The sequence below is a fragment of the Rhizobium sp. HT1-10 genome, assembly GCF_049472505.1.
Taxonomy (GTDB): domain Bacteria; phylum Pseudomonadota; class Alphaproteobacteria; order Rhizobiales; family Rhizobiaceae; genus Rhizobium.
In genome coordinates this window covers 955,473-978,721 of record NZ_JBCEBQ010000001.1, presented here as the reverse complement: position 1 = coordinate 978,721, position 23,249 = coordinate 955,473, and the positions used below count along the sequence as shown (strand labels likewise).

The window sequence follows — 23,249 nt, the reverse complement described above, 5'->3', positions numbered from 1 at the left end:
TCGTGTCACTGCATCAGGGGAGCCACCATGCAACACTTTACCAAGATCCTTGCCGTCAGCCTTGCCCTCACCGTCGGGATTGCGCTGCCCTCGTTCGCGGAGGACGCCAAGGCCAAGCCGTTTACCGATGCCAAGGAAGTCAACCTGCTGGAGCTGCTGTCGCCGCCGCCGGCCAACGACTCGGCGCAGATGAAGGCCGAGCTCGGCGAGATCCTGACCATCCAGGTCACCCGGACGCCCGCCATGGAAGCACGGGCGGTTGCCGATGCCGAGGAGAACGTCTGGCGCTTTGCCGATGTCATCGACAACCCGAAGTTCACCAAGGAAAACCTGCCGAAGTTTTCGGCCTTCTTCGACCGCATCGTCGAGACGGAAGACACCGTGACGGGCCCTGCGAAGAAAGGCTGGAACCGCCCTCGCCCGCACCTCTACAGCGACCTCGTCAAACCGGTCGTGCCGTTGTCGAAATCCGGCTCCTATCCGTCCGGCCACACCACGCTCGGCACGCTGATGGGCATCGAACTCGCAAACATGCTGCCGGAAAAGAAGGCAGCTTTGATGGCCCGCGCCTGGGAGTATGGCCATAACCGCGTCGTCGGCGGCATCCACTATCCGACCGACATCGAAGCCGGCCGCATCGCCGGCACAGTCATCGCTTCCGACATCGCTGGCCACGACGACTTCAAGGCGGAGTTCGAGGCGGCGAAGGCAGAGCTGCGCACCGTCCTCGGCATGTAAGATAACTAAGGCCGACATGGGTCGGCCACCGATAAGATCGGTGGCCTCTTCTTCAGCAACTTCTTTCCGTCATCCTCGGGCTTGTCCCGAGGATCTAATCCGCCCGCGATGTCTGGCAAGTGCAGATCCTCGGGACAAGCCCGAGGATGACGGTGGTGGGAGCAATTGCGCCCACACGAGCTTGGGCATGTGCCGTCGCGTGCAAAGTGCCCCCCCCAAAAAAAACACCGCCCGGATCGCTCCGGGCGGTGTTCCTGTCTCTGGACCCTGGGGCCGCCGATTACTCGGCGGCGGGGGCCTTTTCGTTGAGGTTCTGCAGCATCGGCGTGGCAACGGCCGATCCGGAGCCCTTGCGGCGCTCTTCGAGGATCATTTCGTCGCGCGCCGTGGCGATGCGGCGGATCTGCGTCATGGTACCACCGGTACCGGCCGGGATCAGACGGCCGACGATGACGTTTTCCTTCAGACCCTGCAGGCCGTCGGTCTTGCCGGCGATCGCTGCTTCCGTCAGTACCTTCGTCGTTTCCTGGAAGGACGCGGCGGAGATGAAGGACGGCGTCTGCAGCGAGGCCTTCGTGATGCCGAGCAGAACCGGATCGCCGGTTGCCGGCTTCTTGCCTTCCTCGATCAGGCGGTCGTTGTTGTCTTCCAGCTCGATACGGTCGACGTTGTCGCCGACGATATAGTGGCTGTCGCCTGCATCGGTGATCTCGACCTTCTGCAGCATCTGACGGACAATCACTTCGATGTGCTTGTCGTTGATGACAACGCCCTGGAGACGGTAGACTTCCTGGATTTCGTTGACCAGGTACGAGGCAAGTGCCTCGACGCCCTTGATCGCCAGGATGTCGTGCGGAGCCGGGTTACCGTCGAGGATGTAATCACCCTTTTCGATGTAGTCGCCATCCTGAAGATGGAAGGGCTTGCCCTTCGGGATCAGGTATTCGACAGGCTCGACACCGTCTTCCGCCGGCTCGATGATGACGCGACGCTTGTTCTTGTAGTCGCGGCCGAGGCGGATCGTGCCATCGATTTCGGCGATGACAGCGTGGTCCTTCGGACGACGGGCTTCGAACAGTTCGGCGACGCGCGGCAGACCACCGGTGATGTCCTTGGTCTTGGCGCTTTCCAGCGGCGAGCGGGCAAGAACGTCACCCTGGCTAACCTTCTGGCCAGGCTCGACCGAGAGGATCGCGTCGACCGAGAGGAAGAAGCGAGCATCGGTACCGCGGGGCAGCTTTGCAACATTGCCGCTGGCGTCCTTGATGACGATCGCCGGCTTGAGGTCCGAACCGCGAGGGGTCGAACGCCAGTCGATGACCTGACGCTTGGTGATGCCGGTCGCTTCGTCGGTGGCTTCCAGAACGGAGAGACCGTCGACGACGTCTTCGAACTGAACCGTACCGGCCAGTTCCGTCATGATCGGACGTGTGTAGGGGTCCCACTCTGCCAGACGCTGTCCACGACGAACCTTGTCACCATCGTCGACATAGATCTTCGAACCGTAGGCGACGCGCTGCGAGGAACGTTCCACGCCGCGTTCGTCAAGGATCTGGATCGTCATGTTGCGGCCCATGGCGACGTGAACGCCGTCCGAGTTGCGCAGCATGTTGCGGTTCTTCAGCTGCGCCGTACCTTCGTAGGACGCTTCGAGGAACGACTGGTCGACCACGTTGGCGGTGCCGCCCAAGTGGAAGGTACGCATGGTCAGCTGGGTGCCCGGCTCACCGATCGACTGGGCGGCGATGACGCCGACAGCTTCACCGATGTTGACAGGCGTACCGCGTGCAAGGTCACGACCGTAGCAGACGCCGCAGACGCCGGTCTGGATTTCGCAGGTCAGAGCCGAACGGATGCGGATCGACTGGATGCCGGCCTTTTCGATTTCGATGACATCGGGCTCGAGGATCATCTTGCCAGCGTCGACAAGACGGTCGCCTGTGACCGGATGGTCGATATCGTCGAGAGCGGTGCGTCCGAGGATACGGGCGCCGAGCGAGGCAACGACCTGACCGGCATCGACGATGGCGGTCATGGTGAGGCCGGATTCGGTGCCGCAATCGACATGCGTGACGATGCAATCCTGGGCGACGTCGACGAGACGACGCGTCAGGTAACCGGAGTTGGCGGTCTTCAGGGCGGTGTCTGCGAGACCCTTACGGGCACCGTGGGTCGAGTTGAAGTACTCGTTAACGGTCAGGCCTTCCTTGAAGTTCGAGATGATCGGAGTCTCGATGATTTCGCCAGACGGCTTGGCCATCAGGCCGCGCATGCCGCCGAGCTGACGCATCTGGTTCGGAGAACCACGGGCGCCCGAGTGCGACATCATGTAGATGGCGTTCATCGGCTTCTGGCGGCCGGTCTTCTCGTCGAATTCGACGGCCTTAATGCGGGCCATCATGTCTTCGGCGACCTTCTCGGTGGCCTTGCCCCAGGCGTCTACGACCTTGTTGTACTTTTCGCCCTGGGTGATCAGGCCGTCATTGTACTGCTGTTCGTATTCCTTCACCAGCGACTCGGTGTCGCCGACGATCTTCGCCTTGGTTTCCGGAATGACCATGTCGTCCTTGCCGAACGAGATGCCGGCGCGGCAAGCGTGCGCAAAGCCGAGCTGCATGATCCGGTCGCAGAAGATGACCGTGTCCTTCTGGCCGCAGTGACGGTAGACCGTGTCGATCATCTTGGAGATGTTCTTCTTGGTCATTTCCTGGTTGCAGGTTTCGTAAGGAACCTTGAAGTTCTTCGGCAGGAGTTCGCCGATGAGCATGCGGCCAGGCGTCGTTTCATAGATCTTCGAGTATGGCTTGCCATCCTCGTCGATCGACTTGAAGCGGCCACGCACCTTGGAGTGCAGCGTGACGACCTTGTTTTCGAGCGCGTGGTGCAGTTCGCCGAGATCGGAGAAGACCATGCCTTCGCCCGGCTCGTTCTGGTTCATGATCGCCAGGTAGTAGAGACCGAGAACCATGTCCTGCGACGGCACGATGATCGGCGCACCGTTTGCAGGATGCAGGATGTTGTTGGTCGACATCATCAGAACGCGTGCTTCGAGCTGGGCTTCCAGCGAGAGCGGCACGTGAACAGCCATCTGGTCGCCGTCGAAGTCGGCGTTGAAGGCCGTGCAGACGAGCGGATGCAGCTGGATGGCCTTGCCTTCGACCAGCATGGGTTCAAAGGCCTGGATGCCCAGGCGGTGAAGCGTCGGTGCGCGGTTCAAGAGAACCGGATGCTCGCGGATGACCTCGTCGAGGATATCCCAGACTTCTGGCTTTTCCTTTTCGACCAGCTTTTTTGCCTGCTTGACGGTCGAGGAGTAACCCTTGGCGTCGAGGCGGGCATAGATGAACGGCTTGAAAAGTTCGAGCGCCATCTTCTTCGGCAGGCCGCACTGGTGCAGCTTCAGCTCCGGACCGGTCACGATGACCGAACGGCCGGAATAGTCGACGCGCTTGCCGAGTAGGTTCTGGCGGAAGCGGCCCTGCTTGCCCTTCAGCATGTCGGAGAGCGACTTCAGCGGACGCTTGTTGGCACCGGTGATGACGCGGCCGCGACGGCCGTTGTCGAACAGCGCATCGACCGATTCCTGCAGCATGCGCTTTTCGTTGCGGATGATGATGCCAGGCGCACGAAGCTCGATCAGGCGCTTCAGGCGGTTGTTACGGTTGATGACGCGGCGGTACAGGTCGTTCAGGTCGGAGGTCGCAAAGCGGCCGCCGTCCAGCGGCACCAGCGGACGCAGGTCCGGCGGGATCACGGGAACGATCTTCATGATCATCCATTCAGGACGATTGCCCGATTCCATGAAGTTCTCAACGATCTTGAGACGCTTCATCAGCTTCTTCTGCTTCAGGTCCGATGTGGTGTCGGCGAGATCCTGGCGCAGGTCGCCGGCGATCTTCTCGAGATCCATCGAGGCCAGAAGTTCGAAGATCGCTTCGGCGCCGATCATCGCGGTGAACTGGTCTTCGCCGTATTCGTCAACGGCCAGCATGTACTCTTCTTCCGAGAGCATGTGATGCTCCTTCAGAGCAGTCAGGCCCGGCTCGGTGACGATGTAGTTTTCGAAGTAGAGGACGCGTTCGACATCTTTCAACGTCATGTCGAGCAGCGTCGAGATGCGCGAAGGCAGCGACTTCAGGAACCAGATGTGGGCAACGGGTGCTGCCAGTTCGATATGGCCCATGCGCTCACGACGAACGCGCGACAGCGTGACTTCGACGCCGCACTTTTCGCAGATGATGCCCTTGTACTTCATGCGCTTGTACTTGCCGCACAAGCATTCGTAGTCCTTGATCGGTCCGAAGATCCGCGCGCAGAACAGGCCATCGCGTTCAGGCTTGAACGTACGATAGTTGATGGTTTCTGGCTTCTTGATCTCACCGTACGACCAGGAGAGGATCTTCTCCGGCGATGCGATAGAAATTCGAATCGAATCGAAGTTCTGTGCAGGCACCTGCGGATTGAAAAGATTCATGACCTCTTGGTTCATGCCTGTCTCCTTCTTGGGCGAAACGCCCCCAAATGCGATCAGTACCGGCAAATTTCCCGGGAACCGGACTGACGCCTTAAAACGACAATAACCGCAGATTGCGGCGGAATCGTCCCTGCCATGCCAAACATAAACGTGATGGCGGAGGGACGATGCGCGCTACCTCAGGCAGCGCGCACCTTATCGATTGTTATTCGGCCGCGTCGGGCAACTGCGCAGGCTGCAGATCCTCGAGCTTGGAATTCTCCAGCTCGACGCTCAGACCCAGCGAACGCATTTCCTTGACGAGAACGTTGAAGCTTTCCGGAATACCGGCCTCGAAGGTGTCGTCGCCGCGGACGATCGCTTCGTAGACCTTGGTACGGCCGGCGACGTCGTCCGACTTCACCGTCAGCATTTCCTGCAGCGTGTAAGCTGCACCATATGCTTCCAGTGCCCAGACTTCCATTTCCCCGAAGCGCTGACCGCCGAACTGCGCCTTGCCACCCAGCGGCTGCTGGGTCACAAGCGAGTAAGGACCGATCGAACGGGCATGGATCTTGTCGTCGACCAAGTGGTTCAGCTTCAACATATAGATGTAGCCAACCGTCACCTGACGGTCGAACTGTTCACCCGTACGTCCGTCATAGAGCGTCGACTGGCCGCTTTCCTTGAGACCTGCGAGACGCAGCATGTCGTTGACATCGGCTTCATGGGCACCGTCGAAGACCGGCGTCGCAATCGATACGCCGCGCTTCCACTGATCGGCCAGGCGAACGACTGACTCGTCGTCGTAATCCCTGACTTCGTCGCCCTTCGGACCGGATCCGACGACGTCATCGATCGTCTTGCGCAGCGGTGCGATATCGCCGCCTGCCTTGTAGGCTTCCAGGAGGTCGCCGATCTGGCGACCCATGCCGGCGCAGGCCCAACCCAGGTGGGTTTCAAGGATCTGGCCAACGTTCATGCGCGAAGGCACGCCGAGCGGGTTCAGCACGATGTCGACGTGCGTTCCGTCTTCGAGGAACGGCATGTCTTCGACGGGCAGAATGCGCGAAACCACACCCTTGTTGCCGTGACGGCCGGCCATCTTGTCGCCTGGCTGGATCTTGCGCTTTACAGCCACGAAGACCTTGACCATCTTCATGACGCCCGGAGGCATTTCGTCGCCGCGCTGGACCTTTTCGACCTTGTCCATGAAGCGCTGTTCAAGGCGCGACTTGGATTCGTCGTACTGGCCACGGAGCGCTTCGACTTCGCCCTGGACGCGTTCGTCTTCGACCGCGAACATCCACCACTGCGAGCGGGGATATTCGGAAACGACGGCGTTGGAGAGCTCGACGCCCTTCTTGAAGCCCTTCGGACCGGCAACAGAGACCTGACCACGCAGGTTATCGATCAGACGGCCGTAGGTGTTGCGGTCGAGGATCGCCTGTTCGTCATCACGGTCCTTGGCGAGACGTTCGATTTCTTCCCGCTCGATCGCCATCGCACGTTCGTCCTTTTCAACGCCGTGGCGATTGAAAACGCGAACTTCAACGACGGTACCGTAGGTGCCCGGAGGCATCCGCATGGAGGTGTCGCGAACGTCGGAGGCCTTTTCACCGAAGATGGCGCGCAGAAGCTTTTCTTCCGGCGTCATCGGGCTTTCGCCCTTCGGGGTGATCTTGCCGACCAGGATGTCGCCCGGCGTCACTTCGGCGCCGATGTAGACGATACCGGCTTCGTCGAGGTTCTTCAGCGCTTCTTCCGAGACGTTCGGAATGTCGCGCGTGATTTCTTCCGGACCAAGCTTGGTGTCGCGCGCCATCACTTCGAATTCTTCGATGTGGATGGAGGTGAACACGTCGTCGGCAACGATACGCTCGGAGAGCAGGATCGAGTCTTCGTAGTTGTAGCCGTTCCACGGCATGAACGCGACGAGCACGTTCCGGCCGAGTGCGAGATCGCCGAGGTCCGTCGACGGGCCGTCGGCCAGGATGTCGCCGCGGTTGACCACGTCACCGACTGTCACCAGCGGACGCTGGTTGACGCAGGTGTTCTGGTTCGAACGCTGGAACTTCATCAGGCGGTAGATGTCGACGCCGGACTTGGAAGAGTCGAGACCTTCCGTCGCACGGATAACGATACGCGTCGCGTCGACCTGGTCGACCACGCCGCCGCGACGGGCACCGATGGCGGCGCCGGAGTCACGGGCCACGATCGGCTCCATGCCGGTTCCGACGAACGGAGCTTCGGCACGCAGCAGAGGCACGGCCTGACGCTGCATGTTCGAGCCCATGAGCGCGCGGTTGGCGTCGTCGTTCTCGAGAAACGGGATCAGCGCGGCTGCGACAGAAACCAGCTGCTTCGGCGAGACGTCCATCAGGTTGATGTTGTCGCGCGGAGCAAGCATGACTTCGCCGGCATGACGGCAAACCACGAACTCTTCGGCAAACGAGCCGTCGGCGTTCATTTCGGCGTTGGCCTGGGCAACGTAGTACTTGGCCTCTTCCATGGCGGAGAGGTAGAGCACTTCGAAGGTGACCTTGCCGTCGATGATCTTACGGTAAGGGCTTTCGATGAAGCCGTACTTGTTGACGCGGGCAAAGGTGGCCAGCGAGTTGATCAGACCGATGTTCGGGCCTTCCGGAGTCTCGATCGGGCAAATACGACCGTAGTGGGTCGGATGCACGTCGCGGACCTCGAAGCCGGCGCGCTCGCGGGTCAGACCACCCGGTCCAAGAGCCGAAAGACGGCGCTTGTGGGTGATTTCCGACAGCGGGTTCACCTGGTCCATGAACTGCGACAGCTGCGAGGAGCCGAAGAATTCGCGGACGGCGGCAGCGGCTGGCTTGGCGTTGATCAGGTCCTGCGGCATGACGGTGTCGATTTCGATCGACGACATGCGTTCCTTGATGGCGCGCTCCATGCGGAGCAGGCCGAGGCGGTACTGATTTTCCATCAATTCGCCGACCGAACGCACACGGCGGTTGCCGAGGTTGTCGATGTCGTCGATTTCGCCCTTGCCGTCGCGCAGCTCGACCAGCATCTTGACCACCGCCAGGATGTCTTCCTTGCGGAGCGTACGGACGGTGTCCTCGACTTCGAGGTCGAGACGCATGTTCATCTTGACGCGGCCGACAGCCGACAGATCGTAGCGCTCGCTGTCGAAGAACAGCGAGTTGAACATGGCTTCGGCCGAATCCATGGTCGGCGGTTCGCCGGGACGCATGACGCGGTAGATATCGAACAGCGCATCCTGGCGGTTCTCGTTCTTGTCGACCGAGAGCGTGTTGCGGATGTAGGCGCCGATGTTGATGTGGTCGATGCCGAGAACCGGGATCTCGTCGAAGCCGGCCTTGAGGATGATCGGCAGGGTCTTTTCGTCGAGCTCGTCGCCGGCTTCGAGGTAGATTTCGCCGGTCTCGAAGTTGACGATGTCTTCGGCGAGGAAGTTGCCGTAGAGGTCTTCGTCGGTTGCCTTCAGAGCCTTGAGGCCCTTTTCGGTCAGCTGCTTGAGCAGACGCGGGGTCAGCTTCTTACCGCCTTCGACAACGACTTCGCCGGTGTCGGCGTCGATCATGTCGGTAATCGTCTTGGCGCCCTTCAGCGTGTCGGCGATGAAGGGAATGCGCCAGCCGTCGCCCGAGCGCTCATAGGTCGACTTGGTGTAGAAGGTCTCGAGGATCTCTTCGCCATCCATGCCGAGCGCCATCAGCAGCGACGTCACCGGGATCTTGCGGCGACGGTCGATACGGGCGTAGACGATGTCCTTGGCGTCGAATTCGATATCGAGCCAGGAACCGCGATAGGGGATAACGCGGGCAGCGAACAGCAGCTTGCCCGACGAATGGCTCTTGCCCTTGTCGTGGTCGAAGAACACGCCTGGCGAACGGTGCATCTGCGAGACGATGACGCGCTCGGTGCCGTTGACAACGAAGGTGCCGTTGTTGGTCATCAGAGGCATGTCGCCCATGTAGACCGACTGCTCCTTGATGTCCTTGATGGACTTCGCGCCCGTATCTTCGTCGATATCGAACACGATGAGGCGCAGCGTCACCTTGAGGGGTGCCGCATAGGTCAGGTCGCGCTGACGGCATTCGTCAACGTCGAACTTCGGGGGTTCGAATTCGTAGGACACGAATTCGAGCATGGAGGTGCCGGAGAAATCGGTGATCGGGAAAACCGACTTGAAAACCGACTGAAGGCCCTCGTCAGGGCGTCCGCCCTTGGGCTCATCTACCAACAGAAACTGGTCGTAGGATGCCTTCTGAACCTCGATGAGGTTCGGCATCTCTGCAACTTCAGGAATTTTACCGAAAAATCTGCGTACGCGCCTACGACCATTGAACGAAAGGGTCTGAGCCATCGTCGCTCCTTCAAAATCTTGCATCCGGGCCTGCAACTGACGGGAACCGCTGGCCAGGCGATCCCGTCTATCAATGAGTGGTTCAATCTCGTCTCCCATTCGAATGCGCAGGCGCGGATGCCGTGTCGTATTCGCCTGGAGACTATCCTCTTGAAGAACTCATTACCAAAAAGCCTGTCAGAGGCCCTTAGGTAAGGCGTTCGGGAAAAACGGCAAATGGGAGGCGGCACGAAGCCACCCCCCAAACGCAGTTTGAAGATTACTTAACGTCGACCTTAGCGCCGGCGTCTTCGAGCTTCTTCTTGATGTCAGCGGCTTCAGCCTTGTTGACGCCTTCCTTGACAGCCTTTGGAGCGGCTTCAACGAGGTCCTTAGCTTCCTTCAGGCCGAGACCTGTGATAGCGCGGACTTCCTTGATGACGTTGATCTTGTTTGCGCCAACGTCCGTGAGGACGACGTCAAACTCGGTCTTTTCTTCTTCGACGACAGCAGCAGCGCCACCGCCAGCAGCGGCTGCAGCAGCAACCGGAGCAGCAGCGGAAACGCCCCACTTTTCTTCGAGGAGCTTCGACAGTTCAGCGGCTTCGAGAACGGTCAGAGCAGAGAGGTCGTCTACGATCTTTGCGAGATCAGCCATGGTAGTGTTCCTTTTGTATTCGGTTCGATCTGGTTAATGTAACAGCGAAAAACCGCCTTACGCGGCTTCGTCCTTCTTGGCATAGGCGGCGAACACGCGGGCGAGCTGAGCTGCCGGTGCTGCAACGACCCCTGCGATACGGGTAGCTGGCGTCTGGATCATGCCCAGCAGCTTTCCGCGCAGTTCGTCCAACGAAGGCAGGGTCGCAAGCGACCGGACTGCGTCCGCGTTGAGCGTGGTCGATCCCATGGAACCACCGAGTACAATGATCTTGTCATTGGTCTTGGCGAAATCCACGAGTACCTTTGGAGCCGTGATCGGGTCATTGCTGTAAGCAATGAGCGTCTGACCCTTGAAGAGATCAGCGATCCCTTCCGACTCCGTGCCCTGAAGAGCAATCTTGGCCAGGCGGTTCTTCGCGACTTTGACGGTGCCGCCAGCAGCGCGCATCTTCGAACGGAAATCGTTCATCTGAGCGACTGTAGCACCGGCATAGTGGGCCACGACAACTGATCCGGCGGCCTGGAAGACCCCGTTCAGCTCCGTGACAAATTCGCGCTTTTCCGCTTTTTCCACTGCTTTTCTCCAGTTGACAGGTCCGTGTAGGACGGCCCTGCCGGGTTGCCTTTTGCCTCAAGGGATCGATGAGATCCCAAGCGACGCTTGAGGATCCTGTCCCCTCGCGCCTGGACCCCGGGGGATCGCAGAACACAAGGCATCCAAGGCTCGAACCGAGTTTATCGAAGTAAAAACTTCTTCCAAATTCGGGTCTTACCCGTCTCATGCAGGCATCAGTGATTAAGGGATAACCACCTGCAATCTCGGACAGGAATTCCGGATTTCTCCGGAAATCCCAGCCTCCGGAGAGGCCAGGAATTCTTTATGGCCGGACTTGCGCCCGGCCGGAATATCAGACCGGTGCGGTGACCGAAGCAACTTCGATACGGACGCCTGGGCCCATGGTCGAAGAGATGGCGACGCGCTTGACATAAATGCCCTTGGCGCCAGCCGGCTTTGCCTTGATGACGGCGTCGGCGAATGCGCGGATGTTTTCTTCCAGCGCCTTCGGCTCGAACGAGGCCTTGCCGATGCCGGCGTGGACGATGCCAGCCTTCTCGACGCGGAACTCGACAGCGCCGCCCTTGGATGCCTTGACGGCGCCAGCGACGTCCATGGTCACGGTGCCGACCTTCGGGTTAGGCATCATGCCGCGCGGGCCGAGAACCTTGCCGAGACGACCGACCAGCGGCATCATGTCAGGCGTTGCGATGCAACGGTCGAAGTCGATCTTGCCGCCCTGGACGATTTCGACCAGGTCTTCGGCGCCAACGATGTCGGCGCCAGCTGCGCGGGCTTCGTCAGCCTTAGCGCCACGAGCGAAGACGGCGACGCGAACGTCACGGCCGGTGCCGTTCGGCAGGTTGACGACGCCACGGACCATCTGGTCGGCGTGACGCGGGTCGACGCCGAGGTTCATAGAGACTTCGACGGTTTCGTCGAACTTGGCGATAGCCCGTTCCTTGACCATGCCGATGGCGAGGTCGAGAGCGTAGAGCTTGGTCGGATCGACGCCGACGCGGATTTTCTTGATGCGCTTCGCTACCATCGGATCAACCTACCACTTCCAGGCCCATGGCGCGGGCAGAGCCCTCGATCATGGCCATTGCACCTTCGATATCGGCGGCGTTCAGGTCCTTCATCTTCGCCGTAGCAATCGAGCGAACCTGGTCCTTGGAGATGGAGCCAGCCTTGGTCTTGCCCGGCAGCTTGGAGCCGGAGGTGATCTTTGCTTCCTTCTTCAGGAAGTAGCTGACTGGCGGCTGCTTCATGATGAAGGTGAAGGACTTGTCCTGGTAGTAGGTGATGACGACCGGGATCGGCATGCCCTTTTCCATTTCCTGCGTGGCGGCATTGAACGCCTTGCAGAATTCCATGATGTTTACGCCACGCTGACCAAGCGCCGGGCCGATCGGAGGAGACGGGTTCGCCGATCCTGCCTTGACCTGAAGCTTGAGCTGGCCTGCAACTTTCTTAGCCATGTCTCTCTGCCTTTCACTGTTGGCCGGTTGCCCGGCCGTTGATGCCGGATCGCTCCGGCGGCTGCGGTTGCGTGGTGCGGGCGAACGGTTCGGCTAGAACCCCTGCCCTTCCACGCGTTTGCGGCAAATGCCGCGCACCATCCGTCACGAATGACGGATGGTGAATTCGAAATCAGACCTTCTCGACCTGCGCGTATTCCAACTCGACCGGCGTGGCGCGACCGAAGATGGAGACTTCCACCTTGAGGCGCGAACGCTCTTCGTCGACGTCCTGGACCGTGCCGTTGAACGAGGCAAACGGACCGTCGGAAACGCGAACCTGCTCGCCGATCTCGAACGAGATCGAAGCCTTGGGCCGCTCGACACCCTCCTGAACCTGACCGAGAATACGATCAGCTTCGCTGTCAGGGATCGGAACCGGCTTGTTGTCGGAACCGAGGAAGCCGGTGACCTTCGGTGTATTCTTGATCAGGTGGTAGGCTTCGTCGGTCAGATTGGCGCGAACCATGACGTAGCCCGGGAAGAACTTGCGCTCAGCATCGACCTTGCGGCCGCGGCGCACTTCAACCACCTTTTCGGTCGGGACGAGGATCTTTTCGAACAGGTGCGACAGACCCTTCTGACGCGCCTTGTTCTCGATGTCCTCGGCGACCTTCTTTTCAAAATTAGAATAAGCGTGGACGATGTACCAACGTGCCGCCATCTTCATCTCCACTCGATATTAATTGCCGGCCTGCAGCACGTAGCTAAGAATCCAGCCGATCAGCTGGTCCGCAGCAAAAAAGAACAAAGCCGCGAACACGACCATGACCAGAACCATGACGGTGGAGATCACCGTTTCACGGCGCGAAGGCCAGGTTACTTTCGCCGTCTCCGAGCGCACCTGCCGGAGAAACACAAGCGGATTCGATTTGGATGCCATTGACTGCCCACGCAATTACGGCGCGTAAAGCTGAATATATCAGCCCCACGCACCGCGTGTCTGTTGAACCCTACATAACCCCCGATTCCCTTTTTCACAAGAGGTGAATCGACGACCGACGAATTTTGCCGCAGATGCGACAAACCGACCCGAGAAGCAGCGAAACCATCGCGCTGGTCAGATCGGCAATCTATAGGCGAGGCCTGCAGGACACTGCCCTGCGAGACGCGACGTCAGAGAAACGGATCCCTGTCATCAACCTCGGCGCATAGTCTCTAGCACGCGCGTTCGCGTTGTTTCAAGTGATTTCGGGCCTCGTAGAGCGCGGCGCGTTGCCTCCCCTCGCCCCGAAGCCTGCGTTCCCTTGCGCACTGGTAGCTCAAGGAATGTTCTCTACGCTTCGCAACCATTCTCGGTCAGTTGCGTTGCAGGTTCACGTAGAGCTATGAAAACGAGGATGCACAATGAACCAAGAGACCGGGAACCCGAAATCGTCGTCCATGGAAGACGACGCCCGCGACATACACCGGGGTGAAAGCAGTGCACCGAGCAACCTCTCGATCGGCGTCGTTATTGGCCGCACATCGGAGTTCTTCGACTTCTTCGTCTACGGCATTGCATCCGTCCTCGTCTTTCCGCGCCTGATGTTTCCCTTTGTGGACGGAGAAACCAATCGGATTCTCTGCTCCTTCGCCATCTTCTCCCTCGCCTTTGTGGCGCGCCCGTTCGGGTCTCTGCTCTTCATGTGGGTCGATCGTGCCTATGGGCGCGGCACCAAGCTCACCATAGCCCTGTTCCTGCTCGGCGGTTCCACCGCAGCGGTCGCCTTCCTGCCGAGCTACGATGATTACGGTGTTGCTGTCATCGTCATGCTTGCGATCTTCCGGATCATCCAGGGCGTGGCGTTGGGGGGTGCCTGGGACGGGCTCGCATCGCTCTCGGCGCTGAACGCGCCAGCAAATCAGCGCGGCTGGTATGCCATGATCCCGCAGCTCGGCGCACCGATCGGCTTCGCATTGGCCGCCGCTCTCTTCTGCTACTTCGTCGGCAACCTTTCGGACGAGGACTTTCTTTCCTGGGGCTGGCGTTATCCGCTGTTCGTCGCTTTCACCATCAACGTCGTGGCTCTGTTCGCGCGGCTGCGCATCGTTGCCACGCCGGCCTTCGAGCAGGCGTTGATCGAACGCGAGCTGGAGCCACGCTTCGTCTGGGAAACAATCCGTACTCAGGGCAAGGAGATCCTGATCGGATCGTTCGTGCCGCTCGCAGCCTTCGCGACAATCTATCTGGTGACGATTTTCCCGCTGAGCTGGAGCGTTGCCACCGACAAGCGAGGACCGGCCGATATGCTTCTTTGGCAGGTGGGTGCGTCGGTTCTGGCTGTTCTTGGCATCATCCTCTCCGGTCTTCTTGCCGACAGGATCGGTCGGTCGCGTGAATTGCTGTTTGGGGCGCTTCTGATCGCCCTCTTTGCTTTTGCGGCGCCCTTCCTTCTGTCGCTGGGTGAAGCTGGTCAGAACGTGTTTCTGCTCGTCGGCTTCTTCGTCCTCGGCATTTCGTTCGGGCAATCTTCCGGCGCAGTCGCCACGCGTTTTGCCCCCGCCTTCCGCTACACCGCCTCGGCCTTCACATCCGACATCGCCTGGCTGATCGGTGCGGCCTTCGCGCCGCTCATCGTGCTCGCACTCGCGGCCCATCTCGGGATCTGGGCGATTGGCGCCTATCTCCTGTCCGGCGCCGTCTGCACGGCGCTTGCCCTTCTCCTGTCCAGGAGCCAGGACCCCGCCGGATCGGTCGCCCGCTAGCCGCTGATCCCACGGATAGACACAAGAACGGTCCGGGTGCGACGCATCCGGGCCGTTTGCCGTTTCGGGCATCGTGGCTCGCCAGTCTAGCGACCATGCCTTGCTCAACAAATGCGGCCCGTGCGTCGGAACGCTTTCCCAACACGTCCGTTATTGGCGCATTCCTTACAATAGAAACGGGACAATCATGGCCGGTCGCACCTTGATGCAATTCTTTCATTGGTATTATCCGGACGGTGGCCGGCTATGGAGCGAGGTGACTGACAAGGCGGCAAGCCTGGCTGCGATGGGTATTACGGACGTCTGGCTGCCGCCGGCCTACAAGGGCTCGGCCGGCGGCTATTCGGTCGGCTACGATACCTACGATCTCTTCGATCTCGGCGAGTTCGAGCAGAAGGGCACCGTCGCCACCAAATACGGCGACCGAGCGGCGCTGGAAAAGGCAACCGCGGCTCTGAAGAGCAATGGTGTCGGGGTCATCCTCGATGTCGTGCTGAACCACAAGATGGGAGCCGACGAGAAGGAGAGCGTCCAAGTTCGCCGCGTCGATGCCGATGACCGCACAAAGATCGAAGACGAAGCCTTTTCTGCGCTTGCCTATACCCGCTTCACCTTCCCCGGCCGCAACGGCACCCATTCCAAATTCATCTGGGACATGAAGTGCTTCAGCGGCGTCGATGTCATCGAGCAACCGGACGAGACAGGCGTGTTTCGCCTTGTCAACGAATATGGCGACGGCGAATGGAACGAGGAGGTCGATCAGGAAAACGGCAATTTCGATTACCTGATGGGCGCCAATGTCGAACTGCGCAACAAGGCCGTCTACGAAGAACTCAAATACTGGGGTCGGTGGATGGCGGAGCAGCTGCCGCTCGACGGATTTCGCCTGGATGCCGCCAAGCATATCCCGGCCTGGTTCTTCCGCGATTGGGTCGGCCATATGCGCGACACTGCCGGGCGCGATCTGTTCGTCGTGGCCGAATACTGGCACCCCGACATGGACGTCCTGAAGAACTATCTCGACCTGGTCGATCATCAGCTCATGGTGTTTGACGTCGCACTCCATCATCGCTTCCACGAGGCGTCCAAACAAGGTGGTGATTTCGACATGCGCACGATCTTCGACGGTTCGCTCGTATCGGCTCTTCCAGCCCACGCGGTGACGTTGGTCGACAACCACGATACCCAGCCGCTGCAGTCGCTTGAGGCGGCCGTCGAGCCGTGGTTCAAGCCGCTGGCCTATGCCTTGATCCTGCTGCGCGAACAGGGCGTGCCATGCGTGTTCTATCCCGACCTCTACGGCGCTAGCTACACGGATGCCAAGGACGGCCACGAGCGCTCCGTCGATATGCCTGTGATCGAATGCCTGCCCAAGCTCGTCGAGGCCCGACAGCGTTTCGCCAACGGGCCGCAAACCGACCTGTTCGACGATCCCCACTGCATTGGCTTTGTGCGACACGGCACTGCCGATGAGCCCGGCTGCGTCGTCATCCTGTCGAATGGAGAAAATGGCTCGAAAACGGTCGAACTGGGCGCCGGTCACGCCGGCGGTATTTTCATCGACTATCTGGGCCACCGCGACGACCAGGTCCAGCTGGGCGACGATGGCAAGGGCGTCTTTCCCACCAACGGCGGCAGCGTCAGCGTTTGGGTCAGGCAGACCGCCTGAGTTATGATGTATTGAGCTCCGGGCCCGACGGAAAGTTCGGGCCGGGGAGCCACGCAGGGAACAATCCTACGTCGGTAGCATTGTTCACTGCAATCGAAGGCGGGAGATAGATTATGAACCTTGGCCCCATGAAAGCCCTGCTCGGCGTGCTCGCCGTTGCGGGTTACCAGCATCGCGACCAGATCGCTGCTGTTCTTCGAAACCTGACCAATGCCGGGGCTACCGCCTCTCCGCGGCAAGAGGGCGCCCAACCAGCCGATAGCCAGCAACGCGGCCTCGGCGGGACGCTTGGCCAGCTCGCACAGAGCGGGCTTGGCGGTCTGCTCGGCGGCGCCAGCGCCGGTGGCATCCTCAGCGGCGGCTTGGGCGGGTTGCTGGACCAGTTTCAGCGCAACGGTCAGGCCGATGCCGCGAACTCCTGGATTTCCACCGGTGAAAACCAATCGATCGGCAGTGGCCAGCTTTCGCAAGCTCTTGGTCCAGACGTCCTGCAAGAACTCATCGAGAAGACAGGACTGAGCGAGCAGGAGCTTCTCAGTCGCCTTTCACGGGACCTGCCCAATGCAGTCAATGATCTGACGCCTGACGGCACTGTGCCTGAAGAAAAATCCTTCGCGCAGCTTCTGCAATAGCTGCGCATCCCTGATTCAAAGGAGACGAATATGACAAACGAAAATATCTCGCCGGCCGTTGCCTCCCTGCGCAAGGAGCAAAGTGTGCAACGCGTGACAGGCAAGGATGCGTTGCAGGAGGGGCTCGAAGATACGTTCCCGGCCTCCGACCCCGTCTCGATGACGATCAGCACCATCCCGGCCGATCGCGCGCATTCGCACGAGAGTGATGACTGGGGCTCGGCCCGGGGCGCCGGCGCTTCCATCAGTGCCGACCTCAACCGTGTCGGGGCGGATATCCGGAAGACGATTTCGGATAATCCCCTCACCGCCGTCGGCATCGTCGCCGCTCTGGCCTTCGTGTGGGGCGCCACGCGCTAATATAGACCGGACTGCCGCCGCTAGCTCAGCGGCGGTCCGTTTTCTCTGTCTTAAAACAATGAACCGCTCCTTGCGCGGCATCGCCGCAGCAAGGATTTGCTTTGAAACGCCTGCACTGCCGAATACAATCGGGCGGTTGCCGCTGTTCACTGAGCCTTACGCAGCCGCGTGAGCTTTCATAAAATGCTCTGCTGCAAGTCCCGAGCGACATCCAGACGCTATGGGGCAATTTTGCATATGCTTGTCGCAAGCGTGTCGGTGCTATTGAGAGGGGCGTTAAATAGCGTCTCAGCCGTGTAGCGACCCGTTGCGCGGTCGCAGGGCCACCGTCAACCCGCCAGCTATGCACGGGCGGCGGCATGAGATTTGACCGAGGCAGTGCCCTCGCCCGCAGCCCTCGAGGAAATGCCAGCCACCCGACCCACCGAGACTGATGGGGCACAGATCCACCCAGCAGCAAGCGCGACGTGGAGGCCACAAATTCACGATCTCACAAATTTCGGTACCAGCGCCCAGGGCGTCGTGGCTTCAGCAGGCTCAGCCCTTGCTGGAGGCTTTTCCGGCGCGCTTCTGCAGCTTGGCTGCCGTGGCGGCGATGAGGTCGCGGCGGTCCTTGGCAAGGCGTGCCTCGCGCAGGCGGGCGGTCTTGGATTCACGCTCGGCAACCATGGCGTCGAGTTCTTCTGTAGCCTGTCCGCGCGCGTAAAAATGGGTCTGGGTGCCGGCGAATGCGATCTCAGCCTGTTCGCGAGCCTTGGATGAATTTTCTGCCATGAGAAGTCTCCGATCGTGTCGTCGATAAAAACGTAAAAGGCCGGGAAAACCCGGCCTCTTGGAAAGTTCTTTCGTCGCAGTGCCAGTACATCCGTGGTCAAAGCGAGGAAGAAACTTGAATTATGCAGCCTGAAGGTTGCAGGCCGACATCTTGCCCGACTTGTTGTCGCGCTCGAGATCGTAGCTGATCTTCTGGCCTTCGACGATTTCGCGCATGCCAGCGCGTTCGACAGCCGAGATGTGAACGAAAGCGTCGTCGCCGCCGTTGTCAGGCTGAATGAAGCCGAAGCCCTTGGTGGAATTGAACCATTTTACTGTGCCTGTGGTCATGATAAACCCTTTCAAAGCATTGGAGGATTCCGCAAAGCAGAGCGCTTTGTGGATGGTGATAGCGATGTATTTTGAAAGGGAAGTTCGTCAGGCGCGGTGCTAATCGCGCGGCAACCAAAGTTCAGCAAGCAAAAGATCGATGACCACTAATTAGGGAGTTCATGAGCGGGTGTCAACCTCTAAGCGAATTATTTCACCGATTGCTGAATTTTCTTTCAATTTCTGACGACCCATCCCTCTAAACGGGTCCCTTACAACAGCTAGACTCCGCCGGAAGGGCGGATAGCTTTACCTTCTCGGGCACCATACTTAAGCGTGGTCCGTTCCTGTCTCAGCGTGTGTTCCGCGCCTTGATCTGAGAGACGATCAGAGGAATGGCGATCGACGCGATGCCGCCGAGCGGCAGCGCCCGCAGCAGACGGGTTCCGATGAATGTGGCGGCACTTGCCCCTGCGAGCTTGGCCCATGGGTAGGAGCCGAGCTGCTGATGAGCACTCGCGTCCGCCCATTCCGCACCGGACTTGACCACATTGACAGCCTGACGCTGCGTCCTTGCGAGGCGCGCCTTGATGCCGTCAAGGCGTTCCTGCAGCCCGGATATTTCCGCCTGCAATGCCTTCACGCGCGTGTGCCGCGCCAACTGGATCTCATCGACTGGAGCCTCATCCGCAGACAGCGCTTCAGCTTCCATCTCTGCCAGATGGGCTTGCAGTTTGTCGTCAGTACCCACGCTGGTGGCGGCGGTGATCGGGTCCATAGTCAATCCCTCGAAGTTATTTCTGCAGCTACAACGCACTACCGGCTGAAAAGATGCATGGGGTCGTGAACAGCTTGTCGATGGGCGCCGCTATTTCACGCCGGCATTCGGTCAGAGAAGCGTCCCCTGCGTTGGCTCCTGCGCCGACTGGGCTGGCACGCCAGCCCTGCGCTGCAGTTCTGTCTCCGCAGTAAAACGGACATCGACATCCCGATCGACGCAAAACTCGCGCAACGCCGCCTCTCCCAGCCTATCCCAGCTTTTTCCCCGGTCCGGACCGGATCTTACGCGGGGCAGCAGCCCGGGTTGCTGGCTCCAGACAAGCAGTTGTTGCAGCGGCGCTTCGTTGAGCAGATCACGCAGATGATGCGCGGTGACATAAGCATCGGGTGTCGCCCGGTGGGCCGGGAGGCCGATCTCCCGGACCAAACCCTCCGGCATCCGCTGATAGCGCAGCTTTTGATTGGAAAACCCGGAAAGTTGCGGCCAGACCCTGAGGGCACATTTCCAGGTGCAGATCCAGGCAGCGCCGCCGCTGAGACGGGGTGTGCAATAACGCTGCTCGAAAGCCGCGCGATGGGCAGCGAGCGCAATGACGCCGCCATCCGGTTGCAGGACGGAGCTTGCCACGTCCCGCCAGTAGGGAGCGTCGACCACGTCGGCGTCGATGATGTGATGAATAGCCATGGTGTCCGGCGACATCGGGCGGCCGGGATTGACGAGAACGCCACCACGATCGCCATCGACCTGCCAGCGACCGTCCGGACCGAGCACGACATCCTGCCAGCCGATCTCGCAGACATCGTTCGGCCCGTTGCCCCCTGTCTCGAGGTCAATAACGCGGATCCGGGCGCCGGGCCCGCTATCGCTGATGTCAGCTGGTGATTTCAAGGCTCTCTATTCTCCACGGGAATAGCCACGACAGTCAAGCTGAGGGCATGATCCGCGGCAAGGGTTCCTTCTCGGTCAAATGAGTGTCGTTCGCAGGAATTCCAGAGCGAGCCTTGCTCCTTTGTCGGAAATGGTGTGCCCCGTTGCCGGCAGCAGTTGCAGATCGACGTTAAAGCCGGCACCGCGAAGCTGGGCGGCGGCGACCGTGCTGGCGGCGGGCGGGATCGTTCTATCATCCTGGCCATGGATCAGCATCAGCGGCGTTGCCTTACCCGCGGACGCTATCGCCACCGGCGGCAGCAGGCCCGCGAAGGTAACGACGGCACCGACCCGCCAGCGCCCCGAAGCCACCGCATCGAGAGCGACAATCGCCCCTTGCGACACACCCACGAAGGCGACCCGGTCGCGGGCGTCGGAAAACCCTTCCCGCTCGACGATCTCACCGATCAGCGTATCGAAAGCCTTGCGAACCGAGGCAATGCGCGCCGGCTGCAGTTCTTGCCCGTCCAGGCTGAACCACTGGTGCCCCGTGCCGTATTGCGCATGGAAAGGAGCATCGGGCGCAATGAAGCGGACGCTTGGCAGGTCCGTCCGCCAGGCGCTGGCGAGCGGCATAAGCTGGCCGCCGGATGCGCCGATGCCGTGCAGCAGAATGACCAGATGGGATCGGGAGGGCATGATATCTCGCGTTTTGCGGGTTGAATAAGCACTGAGAGCGCTCGGCCCGTGCGGAGAGCGCCCCGACCCGCGCACGCGAGGGCGCGACAGAATTGTCGCTGCATGCGTCGGTCGATGCGGATGGTGGATTGAAAATGTGGATCGAGAGGTCGCCGATCAAGATGCGGAGAGCAAATTTCGAAGTTCCGGCCCGCACCGTCAAGACGCGTCACCCTGCGATAAGGTGATCGCTCATCGCCTGAAGTCGTGCGTGATCTAATATGAAGTCGTTAGGAAAAATGGCAGGGGCAGCAGGGCTCGAACCTACGACCTGCGGTTTTGGAGACCGCCGCTCTACCAACTGAGCTATACCCCTAGAGGCTACCATGCGAACTTCCGGCCGATGGCCGGATGCCCTTTGGAAGCATGGCGCTCCCTTTACGGCGCGCGGCGGAAATTGGCAAGTGCGTTTTTCGATTTTTCCGCCGCGCGCCGTCTTGCCTCAGACCTTTACGTAGCGGCGCCAATCGTGCTCCTCGACGAAGCCAAGCACCTCCCGGATCTTTCTGTTGGACAGAAGACCCTCGAATTCACCGATCTCACGGGTAAACGGCACATTGGGATAGTAGCGCGCCGCCAATTCACGCGAGGGCGTGTTGGCCGATACCGTGTCGTTTGCCGCGTTGAATACCTCGAAGCCCAAGCCGTCCTTTTCGATGCAGCGGTGGACGATCTGGCCGAGATCCCGGGCGTCGATGTAGCTCCAGGCGATTCTCTTGCGGATCTCGGGATCGGCAAAGAAGGTCGGGAACTGATCGTATTCGTGCGGCTCAATGACATTGCCGATGCGCAGTGCGTAGATATCGGCGCCGGAGCGTTCGGCGAAGGCCCGCGCCGTCTTTTCATTCAGGACCTTCGACAGGCCATAGCTGTCCATCGGATCGACGTCGTAGTCTTCGTCGAGCGGGAACTGGTGGAAATCGCGATGGCCCTCGGCGAAGCACACACCGTAAGTGGTCTCGCTGGAAGCAACGATGATCTTCCTGATGCCTAGTTTCACCGCGGCCTCGATGACGTTGTAGGTGCCGATGGTATTGATGCGGAAGGTCTCGTTGTCGGGCCGCATCAGGATGCGCGGAATGGCGGCGAAATGGACGACCGCGTCATAGGGCTGAACGCCGCCGCCCCTGTCGAGATCGTCGAAATCGGCATGCATCGACAGCGCATTGAAGACCTGTCCCTGATCGGTGACATCGACGATCAGGTTGCTGACGCCTGGACTATCGAGGGGCACCAGATCGATATTGTGGACGCGATAGCCGGCATTGACCAGCCACGGCACCACATGGCGCCCGGCCTTGCCCGAACCGCCGGTGAATAGAATTCGCTTTGTCATGATGTTTCCTCCTCGTCAGGAGGCAGAGATAGGCAGATGAGACAGAAACGCAAGGCTCTTTGTTCTGCGCGCCATGGCAAGCCGCGGCAGCATGGGTTAGTGGCAATGCAGCCTCCGGCATGACGACAGAAGGACCGTGATCATGATTTATCTGGTGCGACATGGGCAAACCGAATTCAATGCTGTCAGGCGCTGGCAGGGTCACGTCGACTCGCCGCTCACCGCTCTCGGTCGGCAGCAGGCGGAACGCATCGCTCACGCACTTCGCGGCCTGATCGACCCGGCCGACACCACGATCTTCTCAAGTCCCCTCGGCCGGGCAAGGGACACAGCCGGCATCATCGCCGAGATCAGCGGTATTGCCAGCGACATTCGTTTGGACGCTCGACTGATGGAAATCGGCATGGGCGCCTGGGACGGTCTGACAGACTACGAAATCGACATGGAGTGGCCCGATGCGCGTGCTGGTCTGGGTCGCTTCGAGTGGTTCTTCCATTCTCCCGACGGCGAGACCTACACGGTCTTTTCTGAGCGCCTGGAGCGCGCCTTGGACGACATCGTGAAAGACCCAGCTCCTACCAAGATCGTCGTGTCTCACGGCATCGCCGGCCGGGTCCTTCGCGGTCTGTTTGCGGGCCTCGACCAGGCCGATGCACTTGGCCTCGACGTGCCACAGGATGCGATCTTCGCGCTTGCGGAAGGCGGGATCAAGCGGATCGACTGCGCCTGACCCGCGGCCGCGTCTCCCGTCATTGAGCCTCACAACGCAAAAAGGCCCCGCTGTCGCCAGCGGGGCCTCTCTCAAATCCAAGCCTTCAGTCGA

The 23,249-nt window shown here is 60.2% G+C and carries 20 protein-coding genes and 1 tRNA gene; 6 read left to right on the top strand and 15 right to left on the bottom strand.

Features of this window, described 5'->3' with window-relative positions; translation table 11 throughout:
* The first annotated feature begins 27 nt into the window (after positions 1 to 27).
* Positions 28 to 738, top strand: coding sequence for an acid phosphatase (locus VH564_RS04955; protein ID WP_423338669.1), 711 nt, complete (start codon positions 28 to 30; stop codon positions 736 to 738).
* A 280-nt stretch (positions 739 to 1,018) separates the two neighbouring features.
* On the opposite strand, the gene rpoC is transcribed toward VH564_RS04955, so the two are convergent.
* The 8 genes from rpoC to secE form a co-directional block, all read right to left on the bottom strand.
* Positions 1,019 to 5,227, bottom strand: a complete 4,209-nt coding sequence (rpoC, locus tag VH564_RS04950) for a DNA-directed RNA polymerase subunit beta' (RefSeq protein ID WP_423338668.1) — start codon at positions 5,225 to 5,227, stop codon at positions 1,019 to 1,021.
* A 190-nt stretch (positions 5,228 to 5,417) separates the two neighbouring features.
* Positions 5,418 to 9,557 carry a DNA-directed RNA polymerase subunit beta gene (gene rpoB, locus VH564_RS04945; RefSeq protein WP_423338667.1) on the bottom strand — a complete coding sequence of 1,380 codons (4,140 nt, stop codon included), beginning with the start codon at positions 9,555 to 9,557 and terminating at the stop codon, positions 5,418 to 5,420.
* A gap of 259 nt (positions 9,558 to 9,816) precedes the next feature.
* Positions 9,817 to 10,194, bottom strand: coding sequence for a 50S ribosomal protein L7/L12 (gene rplL / locus VH564_RS04940; RefSeq protein ID WP_142822275.1), 378 nt, complete (start codon positions 10,192 to 10,194; stop codon positions 9,817 to 9,819).
* 57 nt (positions 10,195 to 10,251) lie between these two features.
* Positions 10,252 to 10,770 carry a 50S ribosomal protein L10 gene (gene rplJ, locus VH564_RS04935; RefSeq protein WP_423338666.1) on the bottom strand — a complete coding sequence of 173 codons (519 nt, stop codon included), beginning with the start codon at positions 10,768 to 10,770 and terminating at the stop codon, positions 10,252 to 10,254.
* A 334-nt stretch (positions 10,771 to 11,104) separates the two neighbouring features.
* Positions 11,105 to 11,800 (bottom strand): 50S ribosomal protein L1, encoded by a 696-nt coding sequence (rplA, locus tag VH564_RS04930; protein WP_423338665.1) that lies wholly within the window; start codon positions 11,798 to 11,800, stop codon positions 11,105 to 11,107.
* Between the two features lie 4 nt (positions 11,801 to 11,804).
* Positions 11,805 to 12,233 carry a 50S ribosomal protein L11 gene (rplK, locus tag VH564_RS04925; protein WP_423338664.1) on the bottom strand — a complete coding sequence of 143 codons (429 nt, stop codon included), beginning with the start codon at positions 12,231 to 12,233 and terminating at the stop codon, positions 11,805 to 11,807.
* A gap of 172 nt (positions 12,234 to 12,405) precedes the next feature.
* Entirely contained in the window at positions 12,406 to 12,936 is a 531-nt protein-coding gene (nusG, locus tag VH564_RS04920) for a transcription termination/antitermination protein NusG (RefSeq protein WP_142822272.1), read from the bottom strand.
* Positions 12,937 to 12,954: 18 nt separating this feature from the next.
* Positions 12,955 to 13,155: a preprotein translocase subunit SecE gene (gene secE / locus VH564_RS04915; protein ID WP_423338663.1), complete on the bottom strand. Its 201-nt coding sequence runs from the start codon at positions 13,153 to 13,155 to the stop codon at positions 12,955 to 12,957.
* A 464-nt stretch (positions 13,156 to 13,619) separates the two neighbouring features.
* Here secE and VH564_RS04910 point away from each other — a divergent pair, with 464 nt between their 5' ends.
* From VH564_RS04910 to VH564_RS04895, 4 genes are all read left to right on the top strand, one after another.
* The gene (locus VH564_RS04910) at positions 13,620 to 14,960 is read left to right on the top strand and encodes an MFS transporter (RefSeq protein WP_423338662.1); all 1,341 of its coding nucleotides are present in this window, start codon (positions 13,620 to 13,622) and stop codon (positions 14,958 to 14,960) included.
* Positions 14,961 to 15,147: 187 nt separating this feature from the next.
* A complete protein-coding gene (gene amyA / locus VH564_RS04905) occupies positions 15,148 to 16,629 on the top strand; it encodes an alpha-amylase (RefSeq protein ID WP_423338661.1) in 1,482 nt (493 codons plus the stop codon).
* A gap of 113 nt (positions 16,630 to 16,742) precedes the next feature.
* Positions 16,743 to 17,261 carry a YidB family protein gene (locus VH564_RS04900; RefSeq protein ID WP_423338660.1) on the top strand — a complete coding sequence of 173 codons (519 nt, stop codon included), beginning with the start codon at positions 16,743 to 16,745 and terminating at the stop codon, positions 17,259 to 17,261.
* Between the two features lie 30 nt (positions 17,262 to 17,291).
* Positions 17,292 to 17,621, top strand: a complete 330-nt coding sequence (locus tag VH564_RS04895; protein ID WP_423338659.1) for a hypothetical protein — start codon at positions 17,292 to 17,294, stop codon at positions 17,619 to 17,621.
* Positions 17,622 to 18,158: 537 nt separating this feature from the next.
* Here VH564_RS04895 and VH564_RS04890 read toward each other — a convergent pair.
* The 7 genes from VH564_RS04890 to VH564_RS04860 form a co-directional block, all read right to left on the bottom strand.
* Complete coding sequence (locus tag VH564_RS04890; RefSeq protein ID WP_423338658.1) at positions 18,159 to 18,395, bottom strand: hypothetical protein; 237 nt, start codon at positions 18,393 to 18,395, stop codon at positions 18,159 to 18,161.
* A 120-nt stretch (positions 18,396 to 18,515) separates the two neighbouring features.
* A complete protein-coding gene (locus VH564_RS04885; protein ID WP_423338657.1) occupies positions 18,516 to 18,725 on the bottom strand; it encodes a cold-shock protein in 210 nt (69 codons plus the stop codon).
* A gap of 331 nt (positions 18,726 to 19,056) precedes the next feature.
* Positions 19,057 to 19,482, bottom strand: coding sequence for a hypothetical protein (locus VH564_RS04880; RefSeq protein ID WP_423338656.1), 426 nt, complete (start codon positions 19,480 to 19,482; stop codon positions 19,057 to 19,059).
* Between the two features lie 111 nt (positions 19,483 to 19,593).
* Positions 19,594 to 20,373 (bottom strand): DNA polymerase III subunit epsilon, encoded by a 780-nt coding sequence (locus VH564_RS04875; RefSeq protein ID WP_423338655.1) that lies wholly within the window; start codon positions 20,371 to 20,373, stop codon positions 19,594 to 19,596.
* 75 nt (positions 20,374 to 20,448) lie between these two features.
* Positions 20,449 to 21,051: an alpha/beta hydrolase gene (locus VH564_RS04870; RefSeq protein WP_423338654.1), complete on the bottom strand. Its 603-nt coding sequence runs from the start codon at positions 21,049 to 21,051 to the stop codon at positions 20,449 to 20,451.
* Positions 21,052 to 21,330: 279 nt separating this feature from the next.
* Positions 21,331 to 21,406: transfer RNA gene (locus tag VH564_RS04865), tRNA-Trp, on the bottom strand.
* A gap of 126 nt (positions 21,407 to 21,532) precedes the next feature.
* Positions 21,533 to 22,426, bottom strand: a complete 894-nt coding sequence (locus VH564_RS04860; RefSeq protein WP_423338653.1) for an NAD-dependent epimerase/dehydratase family protein — start codon at positions 22,424 to 22,426, stop codon at positions 21,533 to 21,535.
* 142 nt (positions 22,427 to 22,568) lie between these two features.
* On the opposite strand from VH564_RS04860, the gene VH564_RS04855 reads away from it, so the two are divergent.
* The gene (locus VH564_RS04855) at positions 22,569 to 23,156 is read left to right on the top strand and encodes a histidine phosphatase family protein (RefSeq protein WP_423338652.1); all 588 of its coding nucleotides are present in this window, start codon (positions 22,569 to 22,571) and stop codon (positions 23,154 to 23,156) included.
* Positions 23,157 to 23,249: the final 93 nt, after the last annotated feature.